Source organism: Marinomonas piezotolerans (assembly GCF_003362755.1).
GTDB classification, from domain to species: Bacteria; Pseudomonadota; Gammaproteobacteria; order Pseudomonadales; family Marinomonadaceae; genus Marinomonas; species Marinomonas piezotolerans.
In genome coordinates this window covers 125,273-149,566 of record NZ_QKRA01000008.1, presented here as the reverse complement: position 1 = coordinate 149,566, position 24,294 = coordinate 125,273, and the positions used below count along the sequence as shown (strand labels likewise).

Genomic DNA, 24,294 nt, shown 5'->3' with positions numbered 1-24,294 from the left:
CGTAGACCTCGGCTTTTAGGCTGACATCAAATATTAGTGGCCACCCAAATAGGCATCACGCACTTCAGGGTTCACAAGTAACTCTTCGCCTGTACCGGTGATGCGAATTTCACCGTTCACCATGACATAACCACGATCAGCAAGCTTCAATGCATGGTTAGCATTTTGCTCCACCAAAAAGATCGTCATTCCAGTGCTTGCGACATCTTCCAAGATTTGAAAGATCTGCTTAACGATAATAGGTGCCAAACCTAAACTAGGCTCGTCTAGTAACAGTAACTTTGGACGACTCATCAAAGCACGAGCAATAGCAAGCATCTGCTGCTCACCACCAGACATAGTAGAAGCTCGTTGGTTTCGACGCTCTTTTAAACGTGGAAACAGCTCAAACATACGCTGCATGTCTTCATCACAATGATCCATCCCAATTGGGATCGTTCCCATCAGTAGGTTCTCTTCCACCGACATTCCCGGAAATATACGACGCCCCTCAGGAGACTGCGCCAAACCGTTGGATGCAACATAGTGTGCCGACTTATCCGATATGTCTTCACCTCGGTAGATGATCTGACCACTAGAGATCCGAGGTTGACCAAAGATCGACATCAACAAAGTTGACTTACCAGCGCCATTTGAACCAATCATGGTCGCAATTTCGCCTTCCTTAACATCAAGGCTGACCTTTTTAAGCGCCTGAATTGGCCCATAATGGACATCAACGTCTTTGAATTCCAATAAGGTGGTCATAGGCTTACCTCTTCCCCTTCTTCTGCACCAAGATACGCTGCAATCACTTTCGGGTTGGTTTTAATATCATCCGGTCCACCCTTAGCAATCACTTCACCATGATCCAACACAACTATGTAGTCGGAGATATTCATGACCATCCCCATATCATGCTCAATCAAAAGTACGGTTGTATTGTGATTATCACGTAACACCCGAATCATAGACGCTAGAGCTTCGGTTTCTGAAGGGTTTAACCCGGCTGCAGGCTCATCTAAACAGATAATCTCTGGATTTGTACACATCGCTCGGGCTATTTCTAAGCGGCGCTGTTGGCCGTAAGAAAGCTCTCCCGCTAAACGGTTTGAAAACTCGGTCAAATGAACCACTTCCAGCCAATAGAAAGCGCGCTGCAGCGCTTCCTCTTCCGCTTTTTTAAAGGAAGCAGTATTCAAGATACCCGACACCATGCTGCGGTTTGCCAACATATGCTGAGCCACAAGAAGGTTCTCAACGACAGACATTTCTTTAAACAAGCGAATGTTCTGAAACGTACGAGCCAACCCAGCGCGATTGACAAGATGGGACCCACCAAACATTTTATATTTGATGCGCTCAATAAGCCGAACGGGCGACGTGAAGTCCGCAGCAGAGAACTTTTGACCCAGCACCTTTACGACACTGGTGGACTTACCTCCTGCATGCAACATAATGCTGCCGCCAGTCGCTTTGTAGAACCCTGTTAAACAGTTAAATACGGTCGTTTTGCCGGCTCCATTTGGACCGATTAAAGCGGATACGGAGCCACGCTTAATATCAAACGTGACATCATTCAGCGCTTTAATACCACCAAAATGCATCACCAAGTTTTTAACTTCTAGAATATTTTCTTGGCTCATTTAGCTGACCCCTTTCTCGTAGCAAAACCTGTTCGAGTCACTCGAACCAGACCGCGAGGTTTCCAAACCATCATAACCACCATCAGAATACCGAACATCAAAACACGATAATCTGCAAATTCTCGGAGCATTTCCGGCAATACAGTCAATACAAAGGCCGCAATCACGACACCGATCGTTGAACCCATTCCGCCCAAGACGACGATCGCCAAAATCAAAGCAGACTCAAAGAAAGTAAAGGATGATGGGTTAACGAAGCCTTGATAAGTCGCAAAGAAAACACCTGCCAAGCCGCCCGTAGATGCCCCCAACATAAAGGCAGATAACTTCACCAATACATGGTTCAACCCTAATGAACGGCACGCAATTTCGTCTTCTCGCAATGCTTCCCATGCTCGACCGATTGGCATACGAGTTAAGCGATGCTTGATATAAAGTACTGCCAATACGACCAGTAGCAGGATTAGATAAATAAAGATGTATTTATAAGCCGAGTCATAAGGCAATCCGAAGAACTCATGAAACGGTGTGCCCTCTCGTGAGCGGCGCTTAAACTCAAGCCCAAAGAGCGTTGGCAAAGGAGCAGAGATACCATTTGGTCCGTGAGTAAACGATGTCCAGTTGGTTAGCACGAGGCGAATAATTTCACCAAAACCTAACGTAACAATCGCCAAATAGTCGCCGTGCATTCGTAACACAGGGAAACCGAGAATGGCTCCCGCCACAGCCGCCATAATTGCAGCCAACGGCAGCATCGACCAAAAGCCTAGACCTAAGTTCTCATATCCCAATGCTAATCCATAAGCGCCAATGGCATAAAAGCCAACGAAACCAAGATCCAGCAATCCAGCCAAGCCCACGACAATATTAAGCCCTAAACCCAATAGGACATAAATGAGCCCAAGAATAACAACGGTTAGAACGTATTTGGACGCGATAAATGGCACCAATAATCCAACAACAATCATAATTGGAATAATGAAGCGCATCCGGCTTTTATAGCCCGGTGCGGTTACAACTACACCGTCATCTTTGGTTGCTTGTCGGTAAAGAAACGCTTCACCAAATTCCGTCTGCGAGAAAATCGAAATCGCGAAGCGACCAGCCATAACGATCGAGACAATGAATGCCACATCGGCGCCCTGGAACGTAAAATCGTACCCGTCCAGTAAAACCCCAACCACTGGCCCAAAGATAATGAGAGAAAGTAGGCCCGCAATCACCGTATCTTTTAAAGCCGAGACGATATTGATCCCTTTAGTTTGCTGACTCATTACACTTTCTCCACTTCAGGTTTACCAAGCAGACCACTTGGACGGAAGATCAAAATGATCACCAATAGCGAGAATGAGAAAACATCTTTGTAATCCGACGAAATCAACCCTGCAAACAAGGCTTCCGATAGGCCAAGAATAACCCCACCCAGCATTGCACCAGGTAGCGAACCAATCCCACCAAGTACCGCTGCTGTAAAGGCCTTGATACCAATAATAAAGCCGACGTAAAAGTCGAATGCGCCATAATCCAAAGTAATCAAAACGCCCGCTAAAGCGGCCATCGTGGCACCTATCACGAACACCGCTGAAATAATGCGGTCAGTGTTAATACCCAAAATGGAAGCCATCTTACGGTCTTGCTGCGTTGCCCGACACATGCGCCCAAGCTTGGTTTTTTGAATAATGTAGGTCAACACCCCCATTCCCAAAAACGCCACAAACAAGATAAACAACTTCATATAGGTGATCTGTACAAATCCATCGCCAATATCCAATCGGATCGCGCCGGTCAGCATCGTCGGAACACCTTGCTGGCGCGCTCCTTGGGCGATTTGCACATAGTTCTGAAGAATAAGCGACATACCGATCGCAGAGATCAATACCGCTAAACGACTTGAATTACGCAGTGGTCGATAGGCGACACGCTCTATGACCCAGCCGTAAGCACCGGTCACAACAATAGTGAAAATTAAGGTACCGAAAATAATGATCGGGAAAGATTCCAATCCGAAATAAGATAGTAATGCGATAGCGATTGCGGTCAGGTAACTAGACACCATGTAAACATCGCCGTGGGCAAAGTTAATCATCCCGATGATGCCATATACCATGGTGTAACCGATTGCGATGAGTCCGTACACGGAACCAAGTGTCAGGCCATTTACCAGCTGCTGGAGAATGATATCCATCAAAAAACCTCTGGGGTACTTATAACAGGAGAAGTAAGAGGTGCGCGAGGGCACCTCTTATTATCATCAACTAAATGAGGTTTTAGTTGTTAAGCATGGAGTACTTGCCATTTGCATCCCACTCGTACATCACGTAGTCAGATACTAGCAAATCACCTTTTTCATCAAACTCTTTCGTTCCCATAACGGTATCGATTTTATGGGAGTGCAACCAATCTGACGCAGCCATAGGATCACCATCCGCTGCAGCAAGACCAGCAGCCACGACTTGCATTGCGGTGTAAGAGTACATTACGTAGCCTTCAGGCTCGATCCCATCAGCACGAAACTCTTCAACGACTTGTTTACCGGCTGAGTAAGTGGTTGGATCAGCACCAAATGTCATCAGTACACCATCTACGTATTCAGGTGATCCAGCAACAGATACAAACTCATCCGACACAATGCCATCACCTGAGATAAAGGTTGCTGTTAGACCTTGCTCACGCATTTGACGCACTAACGGGCCAGCTTCAGAGTGCAAACCACCGAAGTAAACTACATCTGCATCGACTGAACGAATTTTTGTAACGACCGCATTAAAGTCTTTCTCGCCACGAGTCAAACCTTCGTACAACACCTCATCTACGCCATAAGAGTTCATAGTAGACTTCATAGCGTCGGCAAGACCTTTGCCGTAAGTATCTTTGTCATGCAGGATTGCGACTCGTTTAGCACCCAGTTGATCAACGATGTAACTAGCGGCCACATCACCTTGTTGGTCATCACGGCCACATACACGGAATACATTTGGCAAGCCACGCTCAGTCAAAGTAGGGTTGGTAGACGCAGGCGTTACCATCAAGACACCAGCTTCTTCATAGATACCGGACGCAGGAATAGAAGACGAAGAACAAAAATGCCCTACAACCGCTACCGCTTCATCGGAATCTACTAAACGGTTTGCAATCGATACCGCTTGTTTCGGCTCACACGCATCATCGGCCTTAACCAGCTTGATCATTTCGCCGTTAATGCCGCCATTTGCATTGATGTCCATAGCGGCTTTTTCAGCACCACGCCATAGCTGCTCACCAAACGCGGCATAAGCGCCAGTATGAGGACCAGCAACACCAATAACTACATCTGCTTGTGCCATGGTCACAGCCCCAGCGACCGCTAATGAAACAAGTGTTTTTCTTACAACTGCTTTAGACATGTTTTGAACTCCTAACTCGTTTTTGGTTTTATCGTTATAATTAAAAAGCAAGAAGCGTTCCAAAGTTTTTCAACCACTAAAAAAGGAGAAAAATGGAACTATTACGCTAACATTTTAAAAAATGTGCACCGCAATCTAGCCCAAACAATAATAGTTGTTCAAACCATGGTCAATAGCGGTGCACAAATAAAACAGCGAGAAGCACATCAATACACGAAGGTGATAGATTTTGTTACAATTGATGCCACTTATTATGATTTTATTGCATTATCGCGCAATAAAAACGCATAGCAAAAACAGGCAAGAGAATAGGAGTTTACCTGTACATTAAGGATAGGAAGGATTAAGAAAAATACAGGATTAATAATAATATTTCTGTCAAAAAAGTCTGGAGTTATTTCAAAAAAGTCCGACCCAAGTCAGAATTCAGTGTAATTGCTGTCCAATTGGAGAAAGTTCTACTGATAAAGGCTGCGACAAGCGATACATTAAATAATGCATTGTCTCTGGATAAGGATGGCCAATCGCGATAGCCGAGCCATTTTTGTGTGCCAACCGAACCAGTCGCTCAAATTGTTGATGAATAGCCGTTTGACTCTGGACATTATCAAGAAACACATCTCTAGTGACCGATTTTATATTGCGCTCAGTCGCCACCAGATGAGCGACGCTTTTGGGGTTTGTCACACTATCTATAAAAAAAAGCGAACGCTCCGAAATAACATCCATCACCCATTCCATCGCTCGACGATGAGTCGTTAACAAACTCCCCATGTGGTTATTAACACCTTGCACCCAAGGAACACTATCTAAATCTTCATTAAGTACTCGCTTAAATGTTGTTTCATCCATGGACGCGTACAACCCGCCTGGCCCAAGTTTAAGCTCTCGCAAATTTTCCATGGGTGCATGAAGTATTGTGGCTCGCTGCTGCTTGCGGGCAGCCTCGGCGGTTTTTACAGCAAATGGCGTCATGGGCAGAATTGCCAACGCCACAGCCGTTGGCAATGCTAGGCTCTCTTCCATTCCGCGACGGTTATAACCCACATCATCAATGATAATAGAAATAGTTGGGGGCGCTGGCAAAAAATCCATCGCTGAACTGTTACCAAGCTCCATATCACTGTGACGCTCTAAAGTAGCTTCCGGCTTTTTATGAAACAGTGGTGGCCAAGCCTTATCTTGCTCAGTCGGGGACTTAAGATAAGGAAACGCAGAGTGATACGGAGGCAATGTACGGTCTAAGACAGGAAACGGTAACGTAGATTGATCCTCAGCCGCAACTAAGGCGGGGGCGACGGCACCGCACAGCAGCACAAGCAGTATCAAGCGCATCGTTATGATCATCTCACCCACTTACTGAACCACAAATTTTTGAGCACTTTGCAACATAGAAAAGGCCTGAAACAGTTGAAAATCGGACGTTGCGAGTTCATTTAGGTTACTGTCAACATCGGAGCTAGTGCGCTCTTCGCCACCTGTACCGTTACCCAGATGGCCTTTTAATTCAGCTTCCTTAATAAAGAAACGACCCTTTTCAACCTTTACTTGTGCTTGTGGAATGACCATGTCAGGAACGATACCCTGTGCCTGAATAGAACGCCCATTTGGTGTGTAATACAAAGCAGTGGTCAATTTTACTGCAGCACCATTCGTAAGCGGCACAACCGTCTGAACAGACCCCTTACCAAAGGTTTCTGTCCCCAAAATGAGCCCTCTATTGTGATCTTGAACGGCACCAGCCACGACTTCCGACGCCGACGCCGAGCCTTCATTCACAAGAACAATCAACGGTGCTTTAGGGAGCATTGTTGCGGCTTTCGTCGCAGTAAATTGAGTCTGAGAAAAATCATGACGTCCGTCGGTGTAAACCACTAACCCTTCATCTATCAGCGTGTCGACAATCGCAACCGCACTTTGCAGGACTCCACCAGGGTTATTACGCAAGTCTAAAATCATGCCTTTTACCGCACGTTGCTTCTGCAAGGCTTGCAACTCATCACGAAACTCTTCAGCAGAGTTGCCTTGAAACTGACTAATACGCATATAGGCAATATCACTGCCCAGCCATTTAGTAAGTACGCTGCTGTCTTTAATCTGAGCACGCGTAAGGACAAATTGCTTAATGACACCCTCGCGATCAATGTCCAGCGATACTTCGGTGCCCTCTTTCCCACGCATCAACGCCACAATTTCTTGCAGACTCATTCCTGTCACAAGCTGATCATTTATACGCACGATGACATCACCCGCCTTGATACCCGCCTTAGCTGCAGGCGAACCATCAACCGGCGCAACGACAACCAACTGTCCGTCTTCACTTTCTACTTCGATACCGATCCCTGCATAGTTACCTGACGTTTGCTCGTCGAATTCCCCCACTTCCTCTTTAGTCAAAAACTCAGAATGTGGATCCAGTGATGACACCATCCCTTTTAGGGCTTTATTTAGAATGGTCTGATCATCAAGCTCTTCTACGTAGCCAGCACTAATCGTTTCAAACGTTTCAACAAACGTCTGAATCTCTTCTAACGGAATGCGACGCTCTGCAGGTAAATCTTCAGCAGCCCACACAGAGGTGTTTAATAGCGCAGCTATGCTGAGTATTACCAAACGCTTACAACCTAACATATATGTATCCTTTTTGATGGTTGGGCACAGGCTAACCTTTGCGCATCCAGCTTAGCGGAGATAAGGGCTCACCATTATGGCGAATTGCGAAAAACAAACCAGCATCAGGGCGCCCGCCAGAGCTTCCTGCCGTCGCAATCACTTCATTTGCATTAACCCATTCACCCACTTCTTTCAGTAAACTTTGGTTATAGCCGTACAAAGACATATAGCCATCGCCATGATCGATGATCATCAAGAACCCAAAGCCTCGCATCCAGTCTGCAAATATTACTCGGCCATGATAAACCGCATGAACGGGATCACCATCTGAAGCTCGAAGTAGAACCCCACCTAAGTTAATCTGAGAATTATCCGGCAAACGCTGCAACACTTTAAGAGGCGTAAGCAATTTTCCTTTTTGCGTTCCAAAAGGCGTATCTTGGTCAGGAATCTGTATATCTGCCAATGCTTGCTCTAGTTGCTTCAACAAGCTTTGCATTTGAGCTTCATTTTTCTTCAACTGAGAGGCTTTACGATCCCCTGAGTTCAAATCGGTTTCAATCTTGGCTAATAATTTTTGTCGCTGGGCTTGCTCTTGCTGCAAGCGAGATTGACGCTTTTTCAAGTCCGACTGCTCTTGAACCATTTGCGCGCGCTGACTGCGTATACTTTTTTCAATCAAATGTAGGTCATTAGCTTCCGCGGAAAAGCCATTAATAAGAGACTGGCGAGCAGTGGAAAAGTAGCGGTTGTAATGAATGAGTCGCATCGACTCTTCTGCGGGACGATCATTGAGTAAAAACTTCAGCCCATCTTCCTCACCTGAACGATAAACCGCCCGTAATTGGGCGGCTATTTGTTCGTGCTGTTGTTGGATGCTGAGCTGCAAACTACGCTGTTGAGACTGCAACGTATTAAGTTGTGCCGCGCCTTTTTCCAAGCTTTGCTGCAATTCTAAGATTTGCTTCGATAAATCCTGAATGGATTGCTCTTTACTTTCCAACTGCTTTTCAACGCTGGATCGCTCATCTTTCAGCTCTTTGAGCCAATCGTTGAGCTTAGCAAGATCTTTTTGTAGTGCTTGAATCTGTTGGCGTGCTTCTTCAGGCGTTTGCGGTTCTGCTGACCAGCCGAGACCAGACAGCAGAAGACTTAACATCACTAGGCAAGCTTTCACTAGCATTAGGATGTCCTTGCGTTATTGACGGACAAGCAAACTGTGCCCTGTCATTTCTTCAGGTTTTTCCATGCCCATCATATCCAACAAAGTCGGAGCAATATCACACAATGCACCTTCTTTTAAAGATAGATTAGACTCTTGTGCCACGAGCACTAAAGGCACGGGCTCCAATGTATGCGATGTTAACGGTTGAGAACCATCGTCACTCAGCATTTGCTCGACGTTACCGTGGTCCGCAGTAATCAAGCACTGACCTTTATTGACAGCAATGGCATCTAGAATACGCCCTAAACATGCATCAACCGCTTCAACAGCCTTAACAGCCGCCTCAAAGATACCGCTGTGACCAACCATGTCACCGTTCGCAAAATTACAAATAATGGTGTCGTATTTACCCGCTTCAATCACTTCCACTAATTTGTCGGTGACCTCTGGTGCACTCATTTCTGGTTTCAAATCGTAGGTTGCGACATCAGGAGATGGGATAAGCTCGCGCTCTTCACCATCAAACACTGCTTCTTCACCACCGTTAAAGAAAAACGTCACATGAGCGTATTTTTCAGTCTCGGCAATACGTAACTGTTTCTTACCTGTTTTGGATAGCACTTCACCCAAGGTATTACTTAACGCAACAGGCGGGTAAGCAACGTCGGCTTTAATATCTGATGCAAACTCCGTGAAAGTCACAAACCCAGATAGGTCAGGCGTCGCTTTGCGCTCAAAACCGTTAAATCCTGCATCGGTAAATGCTCTTGTTAACTGACGCGCTCGGTCGGGGCGGAAGTTAGCGAAGATGATGGCATCACCATCCTCAACGGCCACTTTATCACCTATCGCAGTTGCTGAAACAAACTCGTCATTTTCATCACGTTCGTAAGCGGCTTCAATTGCAGCCTTGGCGCTGTCGGCTTGATACTCTGCATCACCTGACACAATAACGTTGTACGCTTTTTCAATACGCTCCCAACGATTATCTCGATCCATCGCGAAGTAACGCCCTGTCAACGAGGCGATACGACCGACACCAAGTTCAGCGAGCTTAGCCTCAATATCAGCGATCGGGTCTTGTGCAGAGCGCGGCGGTGTATCACGACCATCTGTAAAGCCATGAACATATACGGCTTTGGCACCTTGGCGTACGGCTAGATCACACATTGCCATGATTTGCTCGTGGTGACTATGAACACCACCTTCAGAAATCAAGCCCATGATGTGTACAGCTTTGTTCGCTGCAACGGCTTTATCAACCGCATTCACCAAGGCTTCATTCTCATAAAAGCTGCCATCTTCAATGGCTTTGCCAATGCGGGTAAAGTTTTGATAAACCACGCGACCAGCACCTAAGTTCATGTGGCCTACTTCCGAGTTCCCCATTTGCCCTTCTGGCAGTCCAACAGCCATACCAGAAGTCTTGATTAAGGTATGAGGGCTTTCGCTCCAGAGCTTGTCCCAGTTTGGCGTGTTCGCCGCTGCAATGGCATTCGAGGTGGAAGTTTCACTGTAGCCCCAACCATCTAAAATAAATAGAGCCGTGGTTTTCTTGTTCATAATTACTGATCCCGATTGGTCATTTGGCAATTACTTTGATACTACCATAGCCATCCTATAGCTTTACAGCAGGTTACAAACGATAGATGTGATTAAATCTCAGTAGCGTTTGCTACATACTTTAATAACCAATCACGAAATGTCACGACCTGCTCTAAATCAGCTTTATCGGCTGGGTAAGACAAAAGGTACTCATGAGGCGTCGCAATAGGGGCTCCAAATGGAGCAATGAGTTCGCCACTCTGCAAAGCCTGATCAGCAATAATCGTCGGTAAAATGGCAATCCCCATTCCATGCTTTGCTGCTTCGAGTAACATATGAAAGTGAGCAAACGACGGACCGCTAAATGAGCTGCTTTCAAGGGCTTGCGCAGACATCCAATCGGGCCAAGCATTAATACGCGATGATAGGTGCAAGAGCGGGAAGTCTGTTACGTTTTTTGCCGTGAACGATGATACATCCCATCCAGATACCAAAGAGGGGGCACAGACAGCTGTCACCCGCTCACTAAGCAGATGATGACTAACCGCTCGTGGCCAGTGATCCCCACCGTAATGCAAGATAATATCAATATTCTCTGGATCGATTTTGGCCGCATCATCCAAAGAGCGCATTTTAATTTGAAAGCGAGGATGCGCTTTCTCAAACGCAACGAGTTTTGGCATTAACCAATATGAAGCGAACGTGGGCAATGACGATATAGTGAGCGTGGTCTTTTCATCTTCTCGGTGCAACATGCGCAAACTAGCAGTTTCCATGCTGTCCAGTAGCGGTACGACTTCTTTGTAATAGGCTGCGCCCGTACTGGTCAATACTAAGCGTTTGTTTAATCGAATGAACAAATCCCGAGACAGGAACTCCTCCAAATTACGAATCTGGCGGCTGACAGCACTTTGGGTGAGGTGTAGCTCTTGCGCTGCTCGCGTAAAGCTTAAATGTCTAACCGACGCTTCAAAACATTTGAGCGCAGTAGAGGAAGGAATATATCTCCGCATTCGATTGCCATTACCAAGTGTTAGAGGAAGCGATAATGTTACCTTAAGCAGAACCGTTATGCCTATTATCTTAGAAAAGGAACGCACTATTGTTGCGCGCTCCTTTAGACATTTTAAAGGTTCGTTAAAAGCGGACTAGTCAATTACGTGCGTTCGCTGCCCTATATGGTAGGTATGCGCCCCCACCTCATAGAACATACGCTTCACTTCACGTAGCGGAATGTCGCGCAATGTTGTCATAGGTGCCGACAAACTCTCTCGCTGCCCTGCAAACCACTCAGCCAACTCTTTACCCATCACGGTTCCAGGACCAATACCTCGACCACTGTAGCCTGCAACACTGAAAAGACCGCGTTGCAATTGCTGGCAATGAGGCAAATGATCTTCACTGTAGGCAATTTTACCGCTCCAAGTGTATTCCCATTCTACCTTTTGTAATACTGGCCAAAGCTCCTTCACTCGCTGAGACGCCCAGCTTTTATGGTAATGCCGTTCTCCCCCCATGCCACCGAAGACCAATCGGCCACGCTGGTCCATGCGGAACGAACTCATCACTGTACAGGTATCCCAACAACCTTCTTTGTTTGGCAGAATAATGTCCAGCTCTTTGTCAGAGAGGGGCTTCGTCGCAAGCTGACTATAGAAAATCGGAACAAACTTACGCGCCTGTTCTTTTACACCATGCTCACCGTAAGCATTTGTTGCCAATACGACACGATCAGCTTTGATACTACCGCGGGCAGTCTTTACTAACCATGCATCCCCATCGGGCTGAATATTGTCGACTGGAGAATAGTCAAACAACGATGCGCCTTCTTGCAACGCAGCTCTGGCTAATCCTCGAGCGTAACCCAAAGGCTGTATCGTACCCGCGCGTGGATCAAACAATGCTGAGTTAAATTTTTCAGAACCAATACGTGTTTGAGCCTGATCCGCAGACAACAATTCTACTGGCGCACCACGACGCTGCATTTGCTCGCAGCGACGCTGCAATTGCTGTAGCCCAGTTTTTCCCACACCACAATGCAATGTGCCGTTGCGAGTCGCTTCACATTCGATGCCGTATTCTTTAATTAAGGAAAATACATAATCTGGTGCAACGGCGAGCGCGTCGTAAAGAATACGTCCTGCTTCAGGCCCCAATTGACGGTCTAGCTCATCCGGCTCCAACCATAACCCAGCATTTGCCAAGCCAACATTACGACCCGATCCACCAAAGCCAATTTCTTCAGCTTCCACTAGTGCAACACTGAAGCCTAGCTTTGCAAGGTGTAATGCGGTTGAAAGACCCGTAAAGCCACCACCGACAATCGCTACATCAGCCTCGATGTCTACATTAAGTTGATCTAATTGGGGAGCAGCGGGTGCGCTTGCGCGCCAAAGAGATTCACATGGTTGCTCTGACATAAGCACGACCTCTAGAACAAGATATACAATCAAAAATAGGCGGGCAAGCCCGCCTATCGATCAATAGAGAGGTGTTCGATTATTCGAATACGATCCCTTGGGCAAGTGGCAAGTCGCCACCGTAGTTAATGGTGTTTGTTGTACGACGCATGTAGTTGCGCCATGCATCAGAACCAGACTCGCGACCGCCGCCAGTTTCTTTCTCACCACCAAACGCACCACCAATTTCTGCACCGGAAGTACCGATGTTTACGTTAGCGATACCACAGTCAGAACCTGCTGGAGACATGAACATTTCCGCTTCACGCATGCTTTCAGTAAACACAGCAGAAGATAGACCTTGTGGTACTTCATTCTGAATTTCAATCGCTTCTTCAAACGTTTTGTATGTCAGAACGTATAAGATAGGTGCGAATGTTTCTTCATGAACAATCGGTGCATCGTGAGCAATACGAACAATAGCAGGCTTCACATAGAAACCGCCGGCTGGAACGCCTTCTGTTACACGCTCGCCACCACAGATGATCTCACCACCCTGCGCTTTAGCCGCTTCCAATGCACTTTGCATGCGAGCAAAACTGCCTTCGTCAATAAGTGGGCCAACTAGATTTCCTTCCTCTAGCGGGTTACCAATGCGCAATGTGCCGTACGATTTCGCTACACGCTCAACCAAGCCATCTACGACAGACTCATGCGTAATCAAGCGGCGAAGAGTTGTACAACGCTGACCAGCGGTTCCCGCAGCAGAGAATACGATCGCACGAAGTGCAAGATCTAGGTCTGCAGTGTCAGAGACGATCATCGCGTTGTTACCGCCAAGCTCTAGTAAAGAACGACCTAAACGAGCTGCGACAGTTTTCGCCACTTCACGACCCATTGCTGTAGAGCCTGTTGCAGAAACAAGTGGGAATACAGGGCTTGAAGACATTGCTTCGCCCAAATCACGACCACCGATCATTACGCTTACAGCGGCCTTTGGAATGTCTGGCATATCCGCGATCACGTTTTGTGCGATTTGGTACATTGCCAATGCACACAGTGGCGCTTTTTCAGAAGGTTTAAGAAGAATTGGGTCACCACACACTAGACCAAGCATCGCGTTCCAAGACCAAACCGCCATAGGGAAGTTGAACGCTGTAATCACTGCAATCGGACCCAGTGGCTGCCATTGCTCCATCATACGGTGTCCAGGACGCTCAGAGACGATGGATAGACCGTGTAACATACGTGATTGACCTACTGCGAAGTCACATACGTCAATCCACTCTTGAACTTCGCCTAGCGCTTCAGGAAGGATTTTACCTGCTTCTAGAGAGATAACTTGTGCCAATTCGTTTTTGTATTTACGTGCTTCTTCGCCAATACGACGGACCAACTCACCACGACGTGGAGCAGGAATAACACGTAATGCTTTGAAAGCTTCTTGAAGCTCAGCGCTCACTGCAGTCAATTGCGCAGGCGTCGCATTATTGAACTGTGACAATTTAGCGCCGTCGATTGGGCTATGAGCAGCAAAGGCTTCACCGTCACCCAACGTTACATTGTTACCTGTCAAAACACTGTAGTAAGTGTCGCCTTGTTTTAGCGTATTAACGCCCAATGTTTCTAAGCAAGCTAATGTCATGGTTAAACCTCGTTGAATGTTGTCTATAAGATAGGACCCACACTACTCCCGAGAGCCATCAATTAGAAATATTGATTTTATAGTAACGGTCTAGTTTTTTCCTATAGGTGGCTCCATACTATAGGTAATTAACTGATCTAGAGACTGTTTTATGGATATTCGCTCCCTACGCTACTTTATTGCCGTCTTTGAAGAACGCAGCTTAAGCGGTGCAGCCAAACGTTGCTTCGTCGCACAACCCTCTATTTCTGCAACATTAGCGCAGTTAGAAGATGACCTAGGCACGCAACTTTTTGTCCGACACTCAAAAGGCGTGACAGCGACAGACAGCGGCGCACAGCTGTATCCACATGCCTGCAAGATGGTCAATGATCTCAATACCATGCGAAGTATGTTTTCAGACTCTAGTGCTCCATTAGAGCTGTCTATATCGCTTGCACCTTTTTTATCGGGAGCATTGGTTTCTCAGGTATTAAAAACATTACTGGATGAAATCCCGGGTCTCACTTTTAACCTAGTGGATGAATCTGAAAAAGCAGACTTGCGCTTTACTTGCAATAGTTACACGAGTGAGGGAGATGTGTTTTACCCACTCTGGGAAGACAATTACGTCATCGCCATGACCACTAATCACTGGCTGACCGAATTTCCATCTCTATCCATTAAACAGATTGATCGTTTGGCCTTCATCTCACGCAAACCCTGTGACATTCAAGAATCCTGGAATTACCTGATGCAAAAGCAAGGTGTCACCATGGATGTGAGGGCACAAGTCAAAACTGAGGAATATGCACTGGATTTAGTGGCCGCAGGGTTAGGTATTTCCTTGATTCCGGAGCATTCGCTGCGCGATCGTAGCGATGTCACCATCCGCCCAATTAACGATGTGACCTTAAAACGAGTGGTTGGCTTAGCTCATTCAAAACAAACCAGCTTACCTGCGCATTTAATCAATACGATATTGGCCGTTAAGCAACAGCTACTTAGTCACCATAGCTAACCATAGAACATAGATTACTGAGCAAAACGCAGCCATAGAATTGTTTGCATGACTTTTTTGCATCATTGAATGCTTTTTTACCTTTTGCAGGATTTGCAACCGAGGAATAGAGTGATCCCATCGGTAACACAACATACCCCGACAGACAGGAGAGCCCTAATGCAAGTAGAACAATTTTTCGCATCACTTTGGCAAGCGTATACAGACGTCACACCTCAAGCTCACAGCATCCAAACGCTGTTTAAAGAGCAAGGTGAAACCGTCATTAACGACCACGTGGCGTTTCGTACGTTTGCTAACTCGCCCATTGCACTTGATAAATTAGAACCCATTTTTGAGCAACTTGGTTACGAAGTGTATGGTCAGTTTCGTTTTGAAGCGAAACACCTAAAAGCGCGCTGCTACAAGCACACCAGCGATGCTGATGCGCCTAAAATTTTCTTATCTGAGCTACTTGTTGATGAGCTTCCAGAGGACTGCCAAGCAATCATTGCCAAGCTGATTGCCCAAATTCCTGAAGACGTCGTGGCGGGCCCAGAAATTTTCTGGAAAAAACGTCTATGGGACATGCCAACACTCGAAGATTACCTCACCTTAGTTGAGCACAGTGAATACGCTGCGTGGCTGAGCACAATGGGCATGCAAGCCAACCACTTTACGGTAAGCATCAATCATTTAGCGAATTTTTCGACGATCGAAGCCGTCAACCAAATGCTGCAAGACAACGGCTATACGCTAAACCAAACAGGCGGTCTTGTTAAAGGATCACCCGAATTATTCTTACAGCAATCATCAACCATGGCTGACAAGGTCGATGTCACATTTGCAGGTGGTGAAGCACGTACAATTCCAAGCTGTTTCTATGAATTTGCGCTACGCCATAAACAAGCAGATGGCACGCTGTTCGATAGTTTTATTGAAGGCAATGCAGACAAAATCTTTGATTCTACGAACACTAAATAGTGATCAGGGAGCTCGGACGATTCCGAGCTCCTCTTGCTACCTTCATTAAAGACGAGGTACTTGGGCCTGCAAAACTAAATTTAATGAGGCCTTCGCTAAGACTTGATCACCATAGTAAAAAACCTGAGTTGCAAAGGGTATATCACTACTAGAAGGATTCAAATCCATGACATTTTGACCTTCAATGTATAAATTCCCATCTTCATTCCATACCACTCTAAGATCAATTACCTCGCCCTCTTGAGAAGTAAAGCGCCAGCTGACCTCCTCACTGCGATAAATCGCTAATGGTCGAGCAATATAGTGTGTTTGCTTGTCACTGGTAACAGCCAACACTTGAAGCGTCGCTAGGTCTCCGGTGCTGGGCGTCGATTTACGTTGCGCTAATCGCCGATTGAGCTCCTCAAGTTTCGCCTTGGCGATCTCTAGGTTTCGCGCATTCTGCATTTGGATCGAAGATTGCCCAGATTTTGTGGTGCTGGTTAACGGCGCTCCTTGCTGCAGCTTAGGAATGATATGAGCGCGTTCCCAAAGCGACTCCAATATCTGAGCAAGTTGAACTTGCTGCTCGTTACGTGCCTGCTCAAACGCATCTTGTGAGTTAATTGTCGTACATGCACTTGCACCAATCATCACAAGAATGCAACACACCAGCTTTACTATGATAGTCTTTGACACGTTTTACTCCGTCCAACACTGCACCGTTGATAGTATGTACCCATTGGCCTTGCCGTGTATAATGCTTCGCAGTTTTTTTATAGGCTTGAGACCAACATGATCAATCAATTTATTGAATTTGCAACCAACCACTGGGAAATGGTCGCTGTCTTTGTAGCGATCGCAGCAACACTTGTTTTCACTGAAACCCGAGGCGGTGCTCGCAGCGTTTCAACCTCTGCAGCAACCAATCTGATGAATGAAAAAGATGCGGTTGTTATTGACTTGCGCCCTGCGAATGAATTCCGCACTGGCTATATCACGGGATCTATCAATGTACCGTCTGCTAAACTGAAAGACGAACTAAGCACTTTAGAGAAGCATAAGTCTTCACCTATGATCTTAGTCTGTAAAAATGGCATGACAGCGGGCTCGAGCGCGAAGGAGCTGATTAAAGCAGGTTTTGATGTCTATAAGCTTCAGGGTGGCATTACCGAGTGGCAAAGTGCTAGTTTACCCCTAGTGAAAAAGTAATTAACGAGGTCCACCATGGCAAATGTAACCATTTACTCCAGCGACTATTGCCCTTTTTGCATTCGAGCAAAACAGCTATTGTCTGCCAAGCAAGTGAACTTTGATGAGATAAATGTCGACGGTAACCGCGCACTACGCCAAGAAATGATGGATAAGTGCGGCCGTCATACAGTCCCTCAAATATGGATTGGGGAACAACATATAGGCGGGTGTGACGATTTATTTGCTTTAGAGCATAATCAAAAGCTCGATGAGCTACTCGCCTAACCTCTTACAATACCTAGGAACAACGAAAATGGCTGAAGAAAATAACCAAGTTCAACCACAACTACAGATTCAACGTATCTTTTTAAAAGACATTTCTTTTGAATCACCTCGCTCACCACTTATTTTTCAAGAAGAGTGGAAACCGGAAGTTGGCTTAGAGCTAAATACTAAAAGCCGCCAAGTGGGTGAAAACCTATACGAAGTCGTTCTTGAAATTACGGTCAACGTAAAAAACAACGACGAGCCAGCTTACCTTGTACAAGTATTGCAAGGCGGTCTATTTACCATTGCAGGATTCGAAGAGAAGCAATTACACCATGCATTGGGCGCATTCTGCCCTGGCACGCTTTTCCCATATGCTCGCGAAAATATTGATGCAATCATCACAAAAGGCAGCTTCAGCCCTGTCATGCTTGCGCCAATCAATTTTGACGCACTGTACATGGAAAGCCTGCAAAAGCAGCAACAACCAGCGACAGAAACAACTCAGTAATATCTGATTTGTCCAACTGTTATACATCTAAGGAAGCTTCGGCTTCCTTTTTTGTTTATAGTCTTTGTTCCATTAATACGGGGACAAACAGCGAACCATGAAGAAAAACAAGCGTAAGCCCTGCCCATACTGTATGAAAGCACGCTGGATGGTACTTTATCTTGGTTGCATGGCATTAATCGGCTTATTATTCGTGCATCAGTTTTTAGGCAAGGGACACTAAAAGTGCGGTTACTGATCGTTGCTCTATTCATAAGTCTTCTTAGTGGATGCGCCACCTATCGACAAGACGTTGACGAAGGACTATCGCTTGCGCGAGAAGGCCAATGGCAAGAAGCCGAAGCGGTTTTCGATAGCGCGCTGGACTCTCCGAAAGACCAGCTTTTGTACTACCTAGAAAAAGGTGCATTAGCCCAGTATGAAGGCGATTATGAGCGCAGCAATCAGCTACTAGAACAAGCAGAACGGCTCAGCGATACATTTTTCACCACTAGCTTTAGTGACCGAGCGTGGGCACTATTAAGTAACCCACGCCAAGGCAGCTATCGCGGTAATGGTGTTGAACGCGTCTACATCAGCTACCTTAAATCTCTCAATTACCTCGCCTTATCAGACTTATCGGAGAAGCGGCAACAACGCGTTGAGTTACTAGATTCAGCCCTAGTGGAAGCTAGACGAATTGATATAAAACTCAATGAAATTGCAGCCCAAACGCTGAGTTATCAAGACTTGGAAGCCAAAGACAATCAGCCGTTTTATCTAAAAGCGATGGACTGGCTCGGCAACTTTTATGCAGGCGGGCGCAGTACTGAAGAATACCAATATCGGGAAGACGCTTGGGGACGTTACTTAGAAGGATTGCAATACGAGGCTGCAGGCGAATACGATGATGCTCGAATCAGCTATACCGATGCCGCACAACTCTACCAACAAGGCTATGCGGAGCAGTATAATCTCGCCCCTGTAACGGCCCAACGAGCATGGCTAGATGCTATTCGTATGATGGACAAAGCTGGCTGGCCAGTGACAGAAGTCGAGCAAGCCAAAGCACGCCACCTTAACGAGGCCATGCACGAGCTTTATCAGACTTATCAAAACCACTCCGCCGAATTAGTAGTATTAGAACATCAGGGGTTTATCCCCGACAAAAGCGAAATGTCTTTGTTACTCTACCCTGACGCTCAAAGCTACTCCCTATTACTAGATCCTGTGATCCCCAATCGTCAAGGGCAAAACAATTTAAACGAGTATGACGAATTTCGGTGGTTCACGATGACTTACTCAGACCGAACCCCGCTGTCGATGGTCGCCAACTACAAAAATGGAGGGCCGTGGGACGCGTTCACTGGCGTGTTCACCAAACGCGTCATTTTAGGCCGCGCGGTATGGCAACAGCTAGACGACCTTCAGCTCGACAACATGCTATACGACGTCCCGTTGCGGATTACCGTGCCCTTTTATCGACGCTTTGAACTCGACAACCGACCAACAAACATCACTCTCAGTACCACTGATCGCTTTGAACCGGCTGAGACCGTGCCTAGCATTCGTATGGCATCATTAGCGGATATCGCTTTTCAGGATCAGCTTGCGAACGCACAACGCGACATTTATGAAAGCTTGGTCCGCGAAATCATACGTGCTTGGCTTGCCTACCAAGTACAAAGCCAGCTCGTACAAGATGATGCAATGGGCATGCTGTTCAGCTTAGCAAGCCAAGTCACGCTATTTGCCAGCTCTGCTGCTGATACTCGCAACTGGCTGACGCTACCTGCTCAAGTAAGACTGACCCGCGTGCCGCTTGAACCGGGGCAATACGAGCCACAATATAAAGCGACGGATACAACCTTTATATTAGGGAACATTACACTAGGCGAAAATGAACTAAAAGTTTGGAATCTGCGCAATCCCAACTAACATTTGACTATAACTTAACACGGAGACTGATATGACCCGATCAAAATGGAGCTTTGCCCTCGCGGCCTTACTAAGTATTGCCTTAACTGCCTGTAGCTCAGGCGGAGTAAAGCGAATCGATGCCAATGAAGAAATTGCGTTGTCTGATCGTTGGAACAGCACCGATTCACGCTTGGTTGCCGAGGAAATGATGACCGACATGCTGACCTTTCCTTGGTTTCGCGACTACCACATAAACCATGACGGTAACCCTACTGTCATCGTACAGAGCATCCGAAATAAGAGCCACGAGCACATTCCAGTCGATACGTTTATCAACGATATCAAACGCAGTCTGTTGCGAGCTGGTAAAGTGGATTTTGTTGTCTCTAGAGAAGAGCGAGAAGACATACGTAGCGAGCGAACTGATCAAGAAATGAATGCGGCACCCGATACCATTGCTGAATTTGGCCTAGAGCAAGGTGCTGGTTTCGCTCTGTCGGGCACTATTAATTCGATAGTTGATTCCAACGGTGAACAACGCGTGACGTTTTACCAAGTTGACCTAAAACTGATCAACATGACCACCAACCGAGAAGTTTGGAACGGTCAAAAGAAAATCCAAAAGTTGCTCACCAAGGATTAATCGACCATGTACCGACTGCCTAAATGGACTTTTTTGGTTAATGCTGCCGTCATTGGGCTCTTGCTCAATGGCTGCTCAACATCACAGCCAAACACCAAAGACGCTACTCCGGACTGGGTCGCAAACCCGCCCAAGAATTCGCGCTATGTGTACGGCGTCGGTACTTACCAACGAATCGATAACTTAGCGCTTGCCTTCGCTCAAGCCGAGCAAAATGGAAATGGGCAAATTGCGCAACAGCTTCGTACACGCGTCAGCCAGAGCAACATAAGCCAAGTGGAGGTCACACAAACGACAGGAGAGGCCGAACAGGTGGTGCGTAATGATCGCCTTTATACCCGAGTCTATACCGCCCCCATCGAGTTGGAACAAATCGTTAATCAGGAGCGATACATAGGACCAAATTATGTCTATGCTTTGCAGGCATTAGACCGCTCTCGTGCTTTGAGCCGTTTACGCCAACAAATTGACACATTAGATAACCAGATTATTGAGCAGGGGGTGTTGCTAGCCGATACAATTGTTGAACCTGACTGGCCAATCTATATGAGACTCATCCCCGATTTTGCGCAACGCACTAAACTTGTTGAAAAGTATCAACTTTATTCACAGAACAATACCTTGTACCACGATGATGCCCGGGTCAAAGCAATAGAATCAAAGCTGAGTGATGCCATGAATCAGTATCATTTTTACCTGGCGCCGAGTTCACTGCGTCAAGCGCTCAGCGTGGCTTTCACAGATTCAGGACTTAGCACGAGCCAAGCAGCCGCTACCTTTTCCGTAGATACTGACATAGCACAGCGACAGCAATACCAAAATGAACGCTATTACACGTTCATCGATGGCTCAATAACGCTTTCAAGTCGAAATGGCGACACAATTGGTAGTTGGCAGGCGACGGGGCGTGGCATTGCGTCACAACCCGACGCGGCAGAACAAAAAGCAAAACAGGAATGGGCTCAAAAAGCTGTTATAAAGCTTCTTGAGCACCTGAGTTCGGACAAATATTAGCGTAGAAAACCTTCTACTTACTGAGGTCCTCGTAGGGCAAACCTACGTATTGCATCGCAATCACGCGGCGACCGGCTTCATTGTCTGTATAGAAATTCAACTCGGACTCCATAAACTTAGAGAACGTTACGGAGTCTGTGCCATTCACTTCGACACTGCCGAAATCGTGCATCATATTAGTCATCCACCAAGAAAAACGCTCCCCGTGCCACACACGACGCAAACAAATTTCAGAGTATTGCGTCACACATTCTTTGTCGCCTTCTTTGTACACTCGGGTCAAAATTTTGTAGAGCGTGGCGACATCCGAGGCCGCTAGGTTGAGACCTTTCGCGCCTGTAGGCGGCACAATATGCGCAGCGTCCCCAACTAAGAAAAGCTTGCCGTATTGCATTGGCTCGCACACAAACGAACGTAGCGGCGCAATACTCTTTTCAATACTAGGGCCGGTTTCAAGCGTTGCAGCAACGTCTGCTGGCAGACGACGCTTAAGTTCTGCCCAAAATGCATCGTCACTCCATTGCTCTACTTTATCGGTCAATGGCACTTGTAGATAGTATCTTGAGCGAGTGGGTGAACGCATGCTTGCTAATGCGAAGCCGCGATCAGTTTTACAGTAGATCAGCTCGTCATGTGCAGGTTTGGTATCCGACAATAGACCTAGCCATCCAAATGGGTAAACACGCTCATGTTCGGTTTTAACATCGTCAGGAATCGTCTTACGAGATGCACCATGGAAACCATCACATCCTGCAACATAGTCGCAATCTAGGCGCACCTGCTCGCCATTTTTCTCAAACGTAATATACGGCGCTTCGCCTTTTACATCATGAATTTGCACATCGCTGGCTTCGTATACGGTTGTCAGGCCAGCCGCTTGGCGTGCCTCCATCAAGTCGCGCGTCACTTCAGTTTGGCCATAAACCATAACAGTGTCGCCGCCTGTTAACTCATCCAGAGCAATGCGCACGCGCTTGTCGTTAAATGCGAGCTCGACACCAGTATGGACCTCCCCTTCTTTATCCATACGCTCAGCAACACCGGCTTCACGCAGCAAGTCGACCATGCCTTGTTCGAGAACACCCGCACGAATACGACCCAGAACGTAATCGCCTGTTACACGCTCAACAATGACGTTGTCTATTCCTTGTTTTGCTAAGAGTTGACCAAGTAACAACCCTGATGGACCTGCCCCGATAATGGCAACTTGAGTTTTCATGATATACCTCACCAATATTATTGTTATAGCTGGATGCGTTAATGCATTCGATGGGTCTATCTTGGCAAGTTATGAACCAAAGGATCAGGAACTTTCAGGACTATAAATTGTACTTTTTGGACATTCTAGAGGTAGTATAGAAAGATGCTTTTATAACTATAATTAAAGAATTTATAAGATTTTAAGCAATTTTTAATTCTTTTAGATAGTAATATTCATTTTTTGTAACGCTATTGATTTTTCACTCCATTACCCTAGGACTTCACTTATGGCCCAACCTATCCCCCAATTTGGCTTGTACGGAGAAGGACGTTGGATTGATAATCCTGAGTTTGTCCACATCGAAAATATTGAGGCGCGCAGCAGTGATCTTGGTTGGCGTATCAAGCCTCATCAACACACGCAATTGCTGCAAATTTTGCTATTACGAAGTGGTGGTGTGCACCTACAAATGGATACGCAAAGACGAGCATTGCAAGGTAAGTGGGCGATCATCGTTCCAGCTGGCATTGTTCATGGGTTTCGGTTCGCTCCCGACACAGATGGGCGAGTTCTATCTATTTCTGATGCGCTGATCGCTCCATCAGGCAATCGTTCACTCCAAACTGCCTTACTCCCTTCGCACCCTGGTTATATCGACTTCCAAGCATTACCGAGTGCTTTTGACCAACTGTGGCAATTAACAACCCTCCTTGAACACGAATTTCATAACGCAAATACTGGGAAAGCGCTCCTCATCGAGCATTTGCTCAACGCCATATTGATCCTGATTGCGCGCCACCACAAACACCCAGAGGAAACGCCTAATAGTCATGACGATTCACTGATAAACCGCCTAAAAGTTCTCGTAAATACGCACTTCAAAGAACATCTAAAAACGACAGACTACGCGCAGAAGCTAAATGTGTCAGACAAAAAACTCAACCGGCTTACTCAGCAATCATTCGGTAAGAGCGTGCAGCAGTTGATGCATGAGCGCTTACTACTCGAAGCAAAACGGAACCTTACCTACACACAAAAGTCAGTTGAAGAAATCAGTTACGACTTAGGTTTTAAAGATCCAGGCTATTTTTCTCGATTCTTTAAACGACAAGAAAAAATAACACCAGGAAAATTCAGAAAACTTGCAGACAACAAAGAAGTTTAGAACATAAACAGTTGATTTATAATGAAAATTTAAAATAGATTAGATTTTTTCAACTATAAGCTTAGAATTGATCGTTTGTTCAG

24 protein-coding genes are annotated in these 24,294 nt (G+C 46.3%); 10 read left to right on the top strand and 14 right to left on the bottom strand.

Going from position 1 to position 24,294, the window contains the following annotated elements; translation table 11 throughout:
- Window positions 1-33 precede the first annotated feature (33 nt).
- The 12 genes from DN730_RS15295 to amaB form a co-directional block, all read right to left on the bottom strand.
- Window positions 34-747 carry an ABC transporter ATP-binding protein gene (locus tag DN730_RS15295; RefSeq protein WP_115469018.1) on the bottom strand — a complete coding sequence of 238 codons (714 nt, stop codon included), beginning with the start codon at window positions 745-747 and terminating at the stop codon, window positions 34-36.
- Window positions 744-1,625, bottom strand: a complete 882-nt coding sequence (locus DN730_RS15290; RefSeq protein ID WP_115469017.1) for an ABC transporter ATP-binding protein — start codon at window positions 1,623-1,625, stop codon at window positions 744-746. Before DN730_RS15290 ends, DN730_RS15295 begins: the two co-directional genes overlap by 4 nt.
- Window positions 1,622-2,899: a high-affinity branched-chain amino acid ABC transporter permease LivM gene (gene livM, locus DN730_RS15285; RefSeq protein WP_115469016.1), complete on the bottom strand. Its 1,278-nt coding sequence runs from the start codon at window positions 2,897-2,899 to the stop codon at window positions 1,622-1,624. Before livM ends, DN730_RS15290 begins: the two co-directional genes overlap by 4 nt.
- Entirely contained in the window at window positions 2,899-3,810 is a 912-nt protein-coding gene (locus DN730_RS15280) for an ABC transporter permease subunit (RefSeq protein ID WP_115469015.1), read from the bottom strand. Before DN730_RS15280 ends, livM begins: the two co-directional genes overlap by 1 nt.
- Window positions 3,811-3,892: 82 nt before the next feature.
- Window positions 3,893-5,008, bottom strand: a complete 1,116-nt coding sequence (locus tag DN730_RS15275) for a branched-chain amino acid ABC transporter substrate-binding protein (RefSeq protein WP_115469014.1) — start codon at window positions 5,006-5,008, stop codon at window positions 3,893-3,895.
- Window positions 5,009-5,434: 426 nt separating this feature from the next.
- Window positions 5,435-6,355, bottom strand: a complete 921-nt coding sequence (locus DN730_RS15270) for a divergent polysaccharide deacetylase family protein (protein ID WP_115469013.1) — start codon at window positions 6,353-6,355, stop codon at window positions 5,435-5,437.
- Between the two features lie 9 nt (window positions 6,356-6,364).
- Window positions 6,365-7,639 (bottom strand): S41 family peptidase, encoded by a 1,275-nt coding sequence (locus tag DN730_RS15265; RefSeq protein ID WP_115469012.1) that lies wholly within the window; start codon window positions 7,637-7,639, stop codon window positions 6,365-6,367.
- Between the two features lie 31 nt (window positions 7,640-7,670).
- On the bottom strand, window positions 7,671-8,804 hold the full coding sequence (locus DN730_RS15260) for a murein hydrolase activator EnvC family protein (RefSeq protein ID WP_115469011.1): 1,134 nt from the start codon (window positions 8,802-8,804) through the stop codon (window positions 7,671-7,673).
- 15 nt (window positions 8,805-8,819) lie between these two features.
- Window positions 8,820-10,349 carry a 2,3-bisphosphoglycerate-independent phosphoglycerate mutase gene (gene gpmI / locus DN730_RS15255; RefSeq protein WP_115469010.1) on the bottom strand — a complete coding sequence of 510 codons (1,530 nt, stop codon included), beginning with the start codon at window positions 10,347-10,349 and terminating at the stop codon, window positions 8,820-8,822.
- 92 nt (window positions 10,350-10,441) lie between these two features.
- Window positions 10,442-11,431: a LysR substrate-binding domain-containing protein gene (locus DN730_RS15250; RefSeq protein ID WP_245957988.1), complete on the bottom strand. Its 990-nt coding sequence runs from the start codon at window positions 11,429-11,431 to the stop codon at window positions 10,442-10,444.
- A 48-nt stretch (window positions 11,432-11,479) separates the two neighbouring features.
- The gene (locus DN730_RS15245) at window positions 11,480-12,751 is read right to left on the bottom strand and encodes an NAD(P)/FAD-dependent oxidoreductase (protein WP_115469008.1); all 1,272 of its coding nucleotides are present in this window, start codon (window positions 12,749-12,751) and stop codon (window positions 11,480-11,482) included.
- Window positions 12,752-12,830: 79 nt separating this feature from the next.
- Window positions 12,831-14,375 carry an L-piperidine-6-carboxylate dehydrogenase gene (gene amaB / locus DN730_RS15240; RefSeq protein ID WP_115469007.1) on the bottom strand — a complete coding sequence of 515 codons (1,545 nt, stop codon included), beginning with the start codon at window positions 14,373-14,375 and terminating at the stop codon, window positions 12,831-12,833.
- A 151-nt stretch (window positions 14,376-14,526) separates the two neighbouring features.
- Between amaB and DN730_RS15235 the strand changes: the two genes are divergently transcribed.
- The gene (locus tag DN730_RS15235) at window positions 14,527-15,375 is read left to right on the top strand and encodes a LysR family transcriptional regulator (RefSeq protein WP_115469006.1); all 849 of its coding nucleotides are present in this window, start codon (window positions 14,527-14,529) and stop codon (window positions 15,373-15,375) included.
- A gap of 159 nt (window positions 15,376-15,534) precedes the next feature.
- Window positions 15,535-16,338, top strand: coding sequence for a DUF1338 domain-containing protein (locus DN730_RS15230; RefSeq protein WP_115469005.1), 804 nt, complete (start codon window positions 15,535-15,537; stop codon window positions 16,336-16,338).
- Window positions 16,339-16,383: 45 nt separating this feature from the next.
- On the opposite strand, the gene DN730_RS15225 is transcribed toward DN730_RS15230, so the two are convergent.
- Complete coding sequence (locus tag DN730_RS15225; protein WP_115469004.1) at window positions 16,384-17,016, bottom strand: hypothetical protein; 633 nt, start codon at window positions 17,014-17,016, stop codon at window positions 16,384-16,386.
- Between the two features lie 96 nt (window positions 17,017-17,112).
- On the opposite strand from DN730_RS15225, the gene DN730_RS15220 reads away from it, so the two are divergent.
- The 7 genes from DN730_RS15220 to DN730_RS15195 all read left to right on the top strand — a co-directional run bounded on the left by DN730_RS15220 (window position 17,113) and on the right by DN730_RS15195 (window position 21,845).
- On the top strand, window positions 17,113-17,529 hold the full coding sequence (locus tag DN730_RS15220) for a rhodanese-like domain-containing protein (RefSeq protein ID WP_115469003.1): 417 nt from the start codon (window positions 17,113-17,115) through the stop codon (window positions 17,527-17,529).
- A 15-nt stretch (window positions 17,530-17,544) separates the two neighbouring features.
- Window positions 17,545-17,796, top strand: a complete 252-nt coding sequence (gene grxC, locus DN730_RS15215) for a glutaredoxin 3 (RefSeq protein WP_115469002.1) — start codon at window positions 17,545-17,547, stop codon at window positions 17,794-17,796.
- Between the two features lie 28 nt (window positions 17,797-17,824).
- Complete coding sequence (gene secB / locus DN730_RS15210) at window positions 17,825-18,289, top strand: protein-export chaperone SecB (protein WP_115469001.1); 465 nt, start codon at window positions 17,825-17,827, stop codon at window positions 18,287-18,289.
- Between the two features lie 97 nt (window positions 18,290-18,386).
- Entirely contained in the window at window positions 18,387-18,512 is a 126-nt protein-coding gene (locus DN730_RS19480) for a disulfide bond formation protein B (RefSeq protein WP_425452767.1), read from the top strand.
- A 2-nt stretch (window positions 18,513-18,514) separates the two neighbouring features.
- Window positions 18,515-20,206 (top strand): COG3014 family protein, encoded by a 1,692-nt coding sequence (locus DN730_RS15205; protein WP_115469000.1) that lies wholly within the window; start codon window positions 18,515-18,517, stop codon window positions 20,204-20,206.
- Between the two features lie 31 nt (window positions 20,207-20,237).
- Entirely contained in the window at window positions 20,238-20,831 is a 594-nt protein-coding gene (locus DN730_RS15200; protein ID WP_115468999.1) for a penicillin-binding protein activator LpoB, read from the top strand.
- Window positions 20,832-20,837: 6 nt separating this feature from the next.
- A complete protein-coding gene (locus DN730_RS15195; RefSeq protein ID WP_115468998.1) occupies window positions 20,838-21,845 on the top strand; it encodes an LPP20 family lipoprotein in 1,008 nt (335 codons plus the stop codon).
- Between the two features lie 13 nt (window positions 21,846-21,858).
- Here the strand turns inward: DN730_RS15195 and pobA are convergent, their stop codons facing one another.
- On the bottom strand, window positions 21,859-23,064 hold the full coding sequence (gene pobA, locus DN730_RS15190) for a 4-hydroxybenzoate 3-monooxygenase (protein ID WP_115468997.1): 1,206 nt from the start codon (window positions 23,062-23,064) through the stop codon (window positions 21,859-21,861).
- A gap of 268 nt (window positions 23,065-23,332) precedes the next feature.
- On the opposite strand from pobA, the gene DN730_RS15185 reads away from it, so the two are divergent.
- Window positions 23,333-24,211 carry a helix-turn-helix domain-containing protein gene (locus DN730_RS15185; protein WP_115468996.1) on the top strand — a complete coding sequence of 293 codons (879 nt, stop codon included), beginning with the start codon at window positions 23,333-23,335 and terminating at the stop codon, window positions 24,209-24,211.
- Window positions 24,212-24,294 lie beyond the last annotated feature (83 nt).

Excerpts from the sequence above, each read along its gene's own strand:
- DN730_RS15220 (WP_115469003.1), top strand. The coding sequence starts at position 17,113 with ATGATCAATCAATTTATTGAATTTGCAACCAACCACTGGGAAATGGTC.
- DN730_RS15295 (WP_115469018.1), bottom strand. The coding sequence starts at position 747 with ATGACCACCTTATTGGAATTCAAAGACGTTGATGTCCATTATGGGCCA.
- DN730_RS15260 (WP_115469011.1), bottom strand. The coding sequence starts at position 8,804 with ATGCTAGTGAAAGCTTGCCTAGTGATGTTAAGTCTTCTGCTGTCTGGT.
- gpmI (WP_115469010.1), bottom strand. The coding sequence starts at position 10,349 with ATGAACAAGAAAACCACGGCTCTATTTATTTTAGATGGTTGGGGCTAC.
- DN730_RS15195 (WP_115468998.1), top strand. The coding sequence starts at position 20,838 with ATGTACCGACTGCCTAAATGGACTTTTTTGGTTAATGCTGCCGTCATT.
- pobA (WP_115468997.1), bottom strand. The coding sequence starts at position 23,064 with ATGAAAACTCAAGTTGCCATTATCGGGGCAGGTCCATCAGGGTTGTTA.
- grxC (WP_115469002.1), top strand. The coding sequence starts at position 17,545 with ATGGCAAATGTAACCATTTACTCCAGCGACTATTGCCCTTTTTGCATT.
- DN730_RS15280 (WP_115469015.1), bottom strand. The coding sequence starts at position 3,810 with ATGGATATCATTCTCCAGCAGCTGGTAAATGGCCTGACACTTGGTTCC.
- DN730_RS15270 (WP_115469013.1), bottom strand. The coding sequence starts at position 6,355 with ATGATCATAACGATGCGCTTGATACTGCTTGTGCTGCTGTGCGGTGCC.
- livM (WP_115469016.1), bottom strand. The coding sequence starts at position 2,899 with ATGAGTCAGCAAACTAAAGGGATCAATATCGTCTCGGCTTTAAAAGAT.
- DN730_RS15230 (WP_115469005.1), top strand. The coding sequence starts at position 15,535 with ATGCAAGTAGAACAATTTTTCGCATCACTTTGGCAAGCGTATACAGAC.
- secB (WP_115469001.1), top strand. The coding sequence starts at position 17,825 with ATGGCTGAAGAAAATAACCAAGTTCAACCACAACTACAGATTCAACGT.
- DN730_RS19480 (WP_425452767.1), top strand. The coding sequence starts at position 18,387 with ATGAAGAAAAACAAGCGTAAGCCCTGCCCATACTGTATGAAAGCACGC.
- DN730_RS15275 (WP_115469014.1), bottom strand. The coding sequence starts at position 5,008 with ATGTCTAAAGCAGTTGTAAGAAAAACACTTGTTTCATTAGCGGTCGCT.
- DN730_RS15245 (WP_115469008.1), bottom strand. The coding sequence starts at position 12,751 with ATGTCAGAGCAACCATGTGAATCTCTTTGGCGCGCAAGCGCACCCGCT.
- DN730_RS15265 (WP_115469012.1), bottom strand. The coding sequence starts at position 7,639 with ATGTTAGGTTGTAAGCGTTTGGTAATACTCAGCATAGCTGCGCTATTA.
- DN730_RS15185 (WP_115468996.1), top strand. The coding sequence starts at position 23,333 with ATGGCCCAACCTATCCCCCAATTTGGCTTGTACGGAGAAGGACGTTGG.
- amaB (WP_115469007.1), bottom strand. The coding sequence starts at position 14,375 with ATGACATTAGCTTGCTTAGAAACATTGGGCGTTAATACGCTAAAACAA.
- DN730_RS15290 (WP_115469017.1), bottom strand. The coding sequence starts at position 1,625 with ATGAGCCAAGAAAATATTCTAGAAGTTAAAAACTTGGTGATGCATTTT.
- DN730_RS15200 (WP_115468999.1), top strand. The coding sequence starts at position 20,238 with ATGACCCGATCAAAATGGAGCTTTGCCCTCGCGGCCTTACTAAGTATT.
- DN730_RS15235 (WP_115469006.1), top strand. The coding sequence starts at position 14,527 with ATGGATATTCGCTCCCTACGCTACTTTATTGCCGTCTTTGAAGAACGC.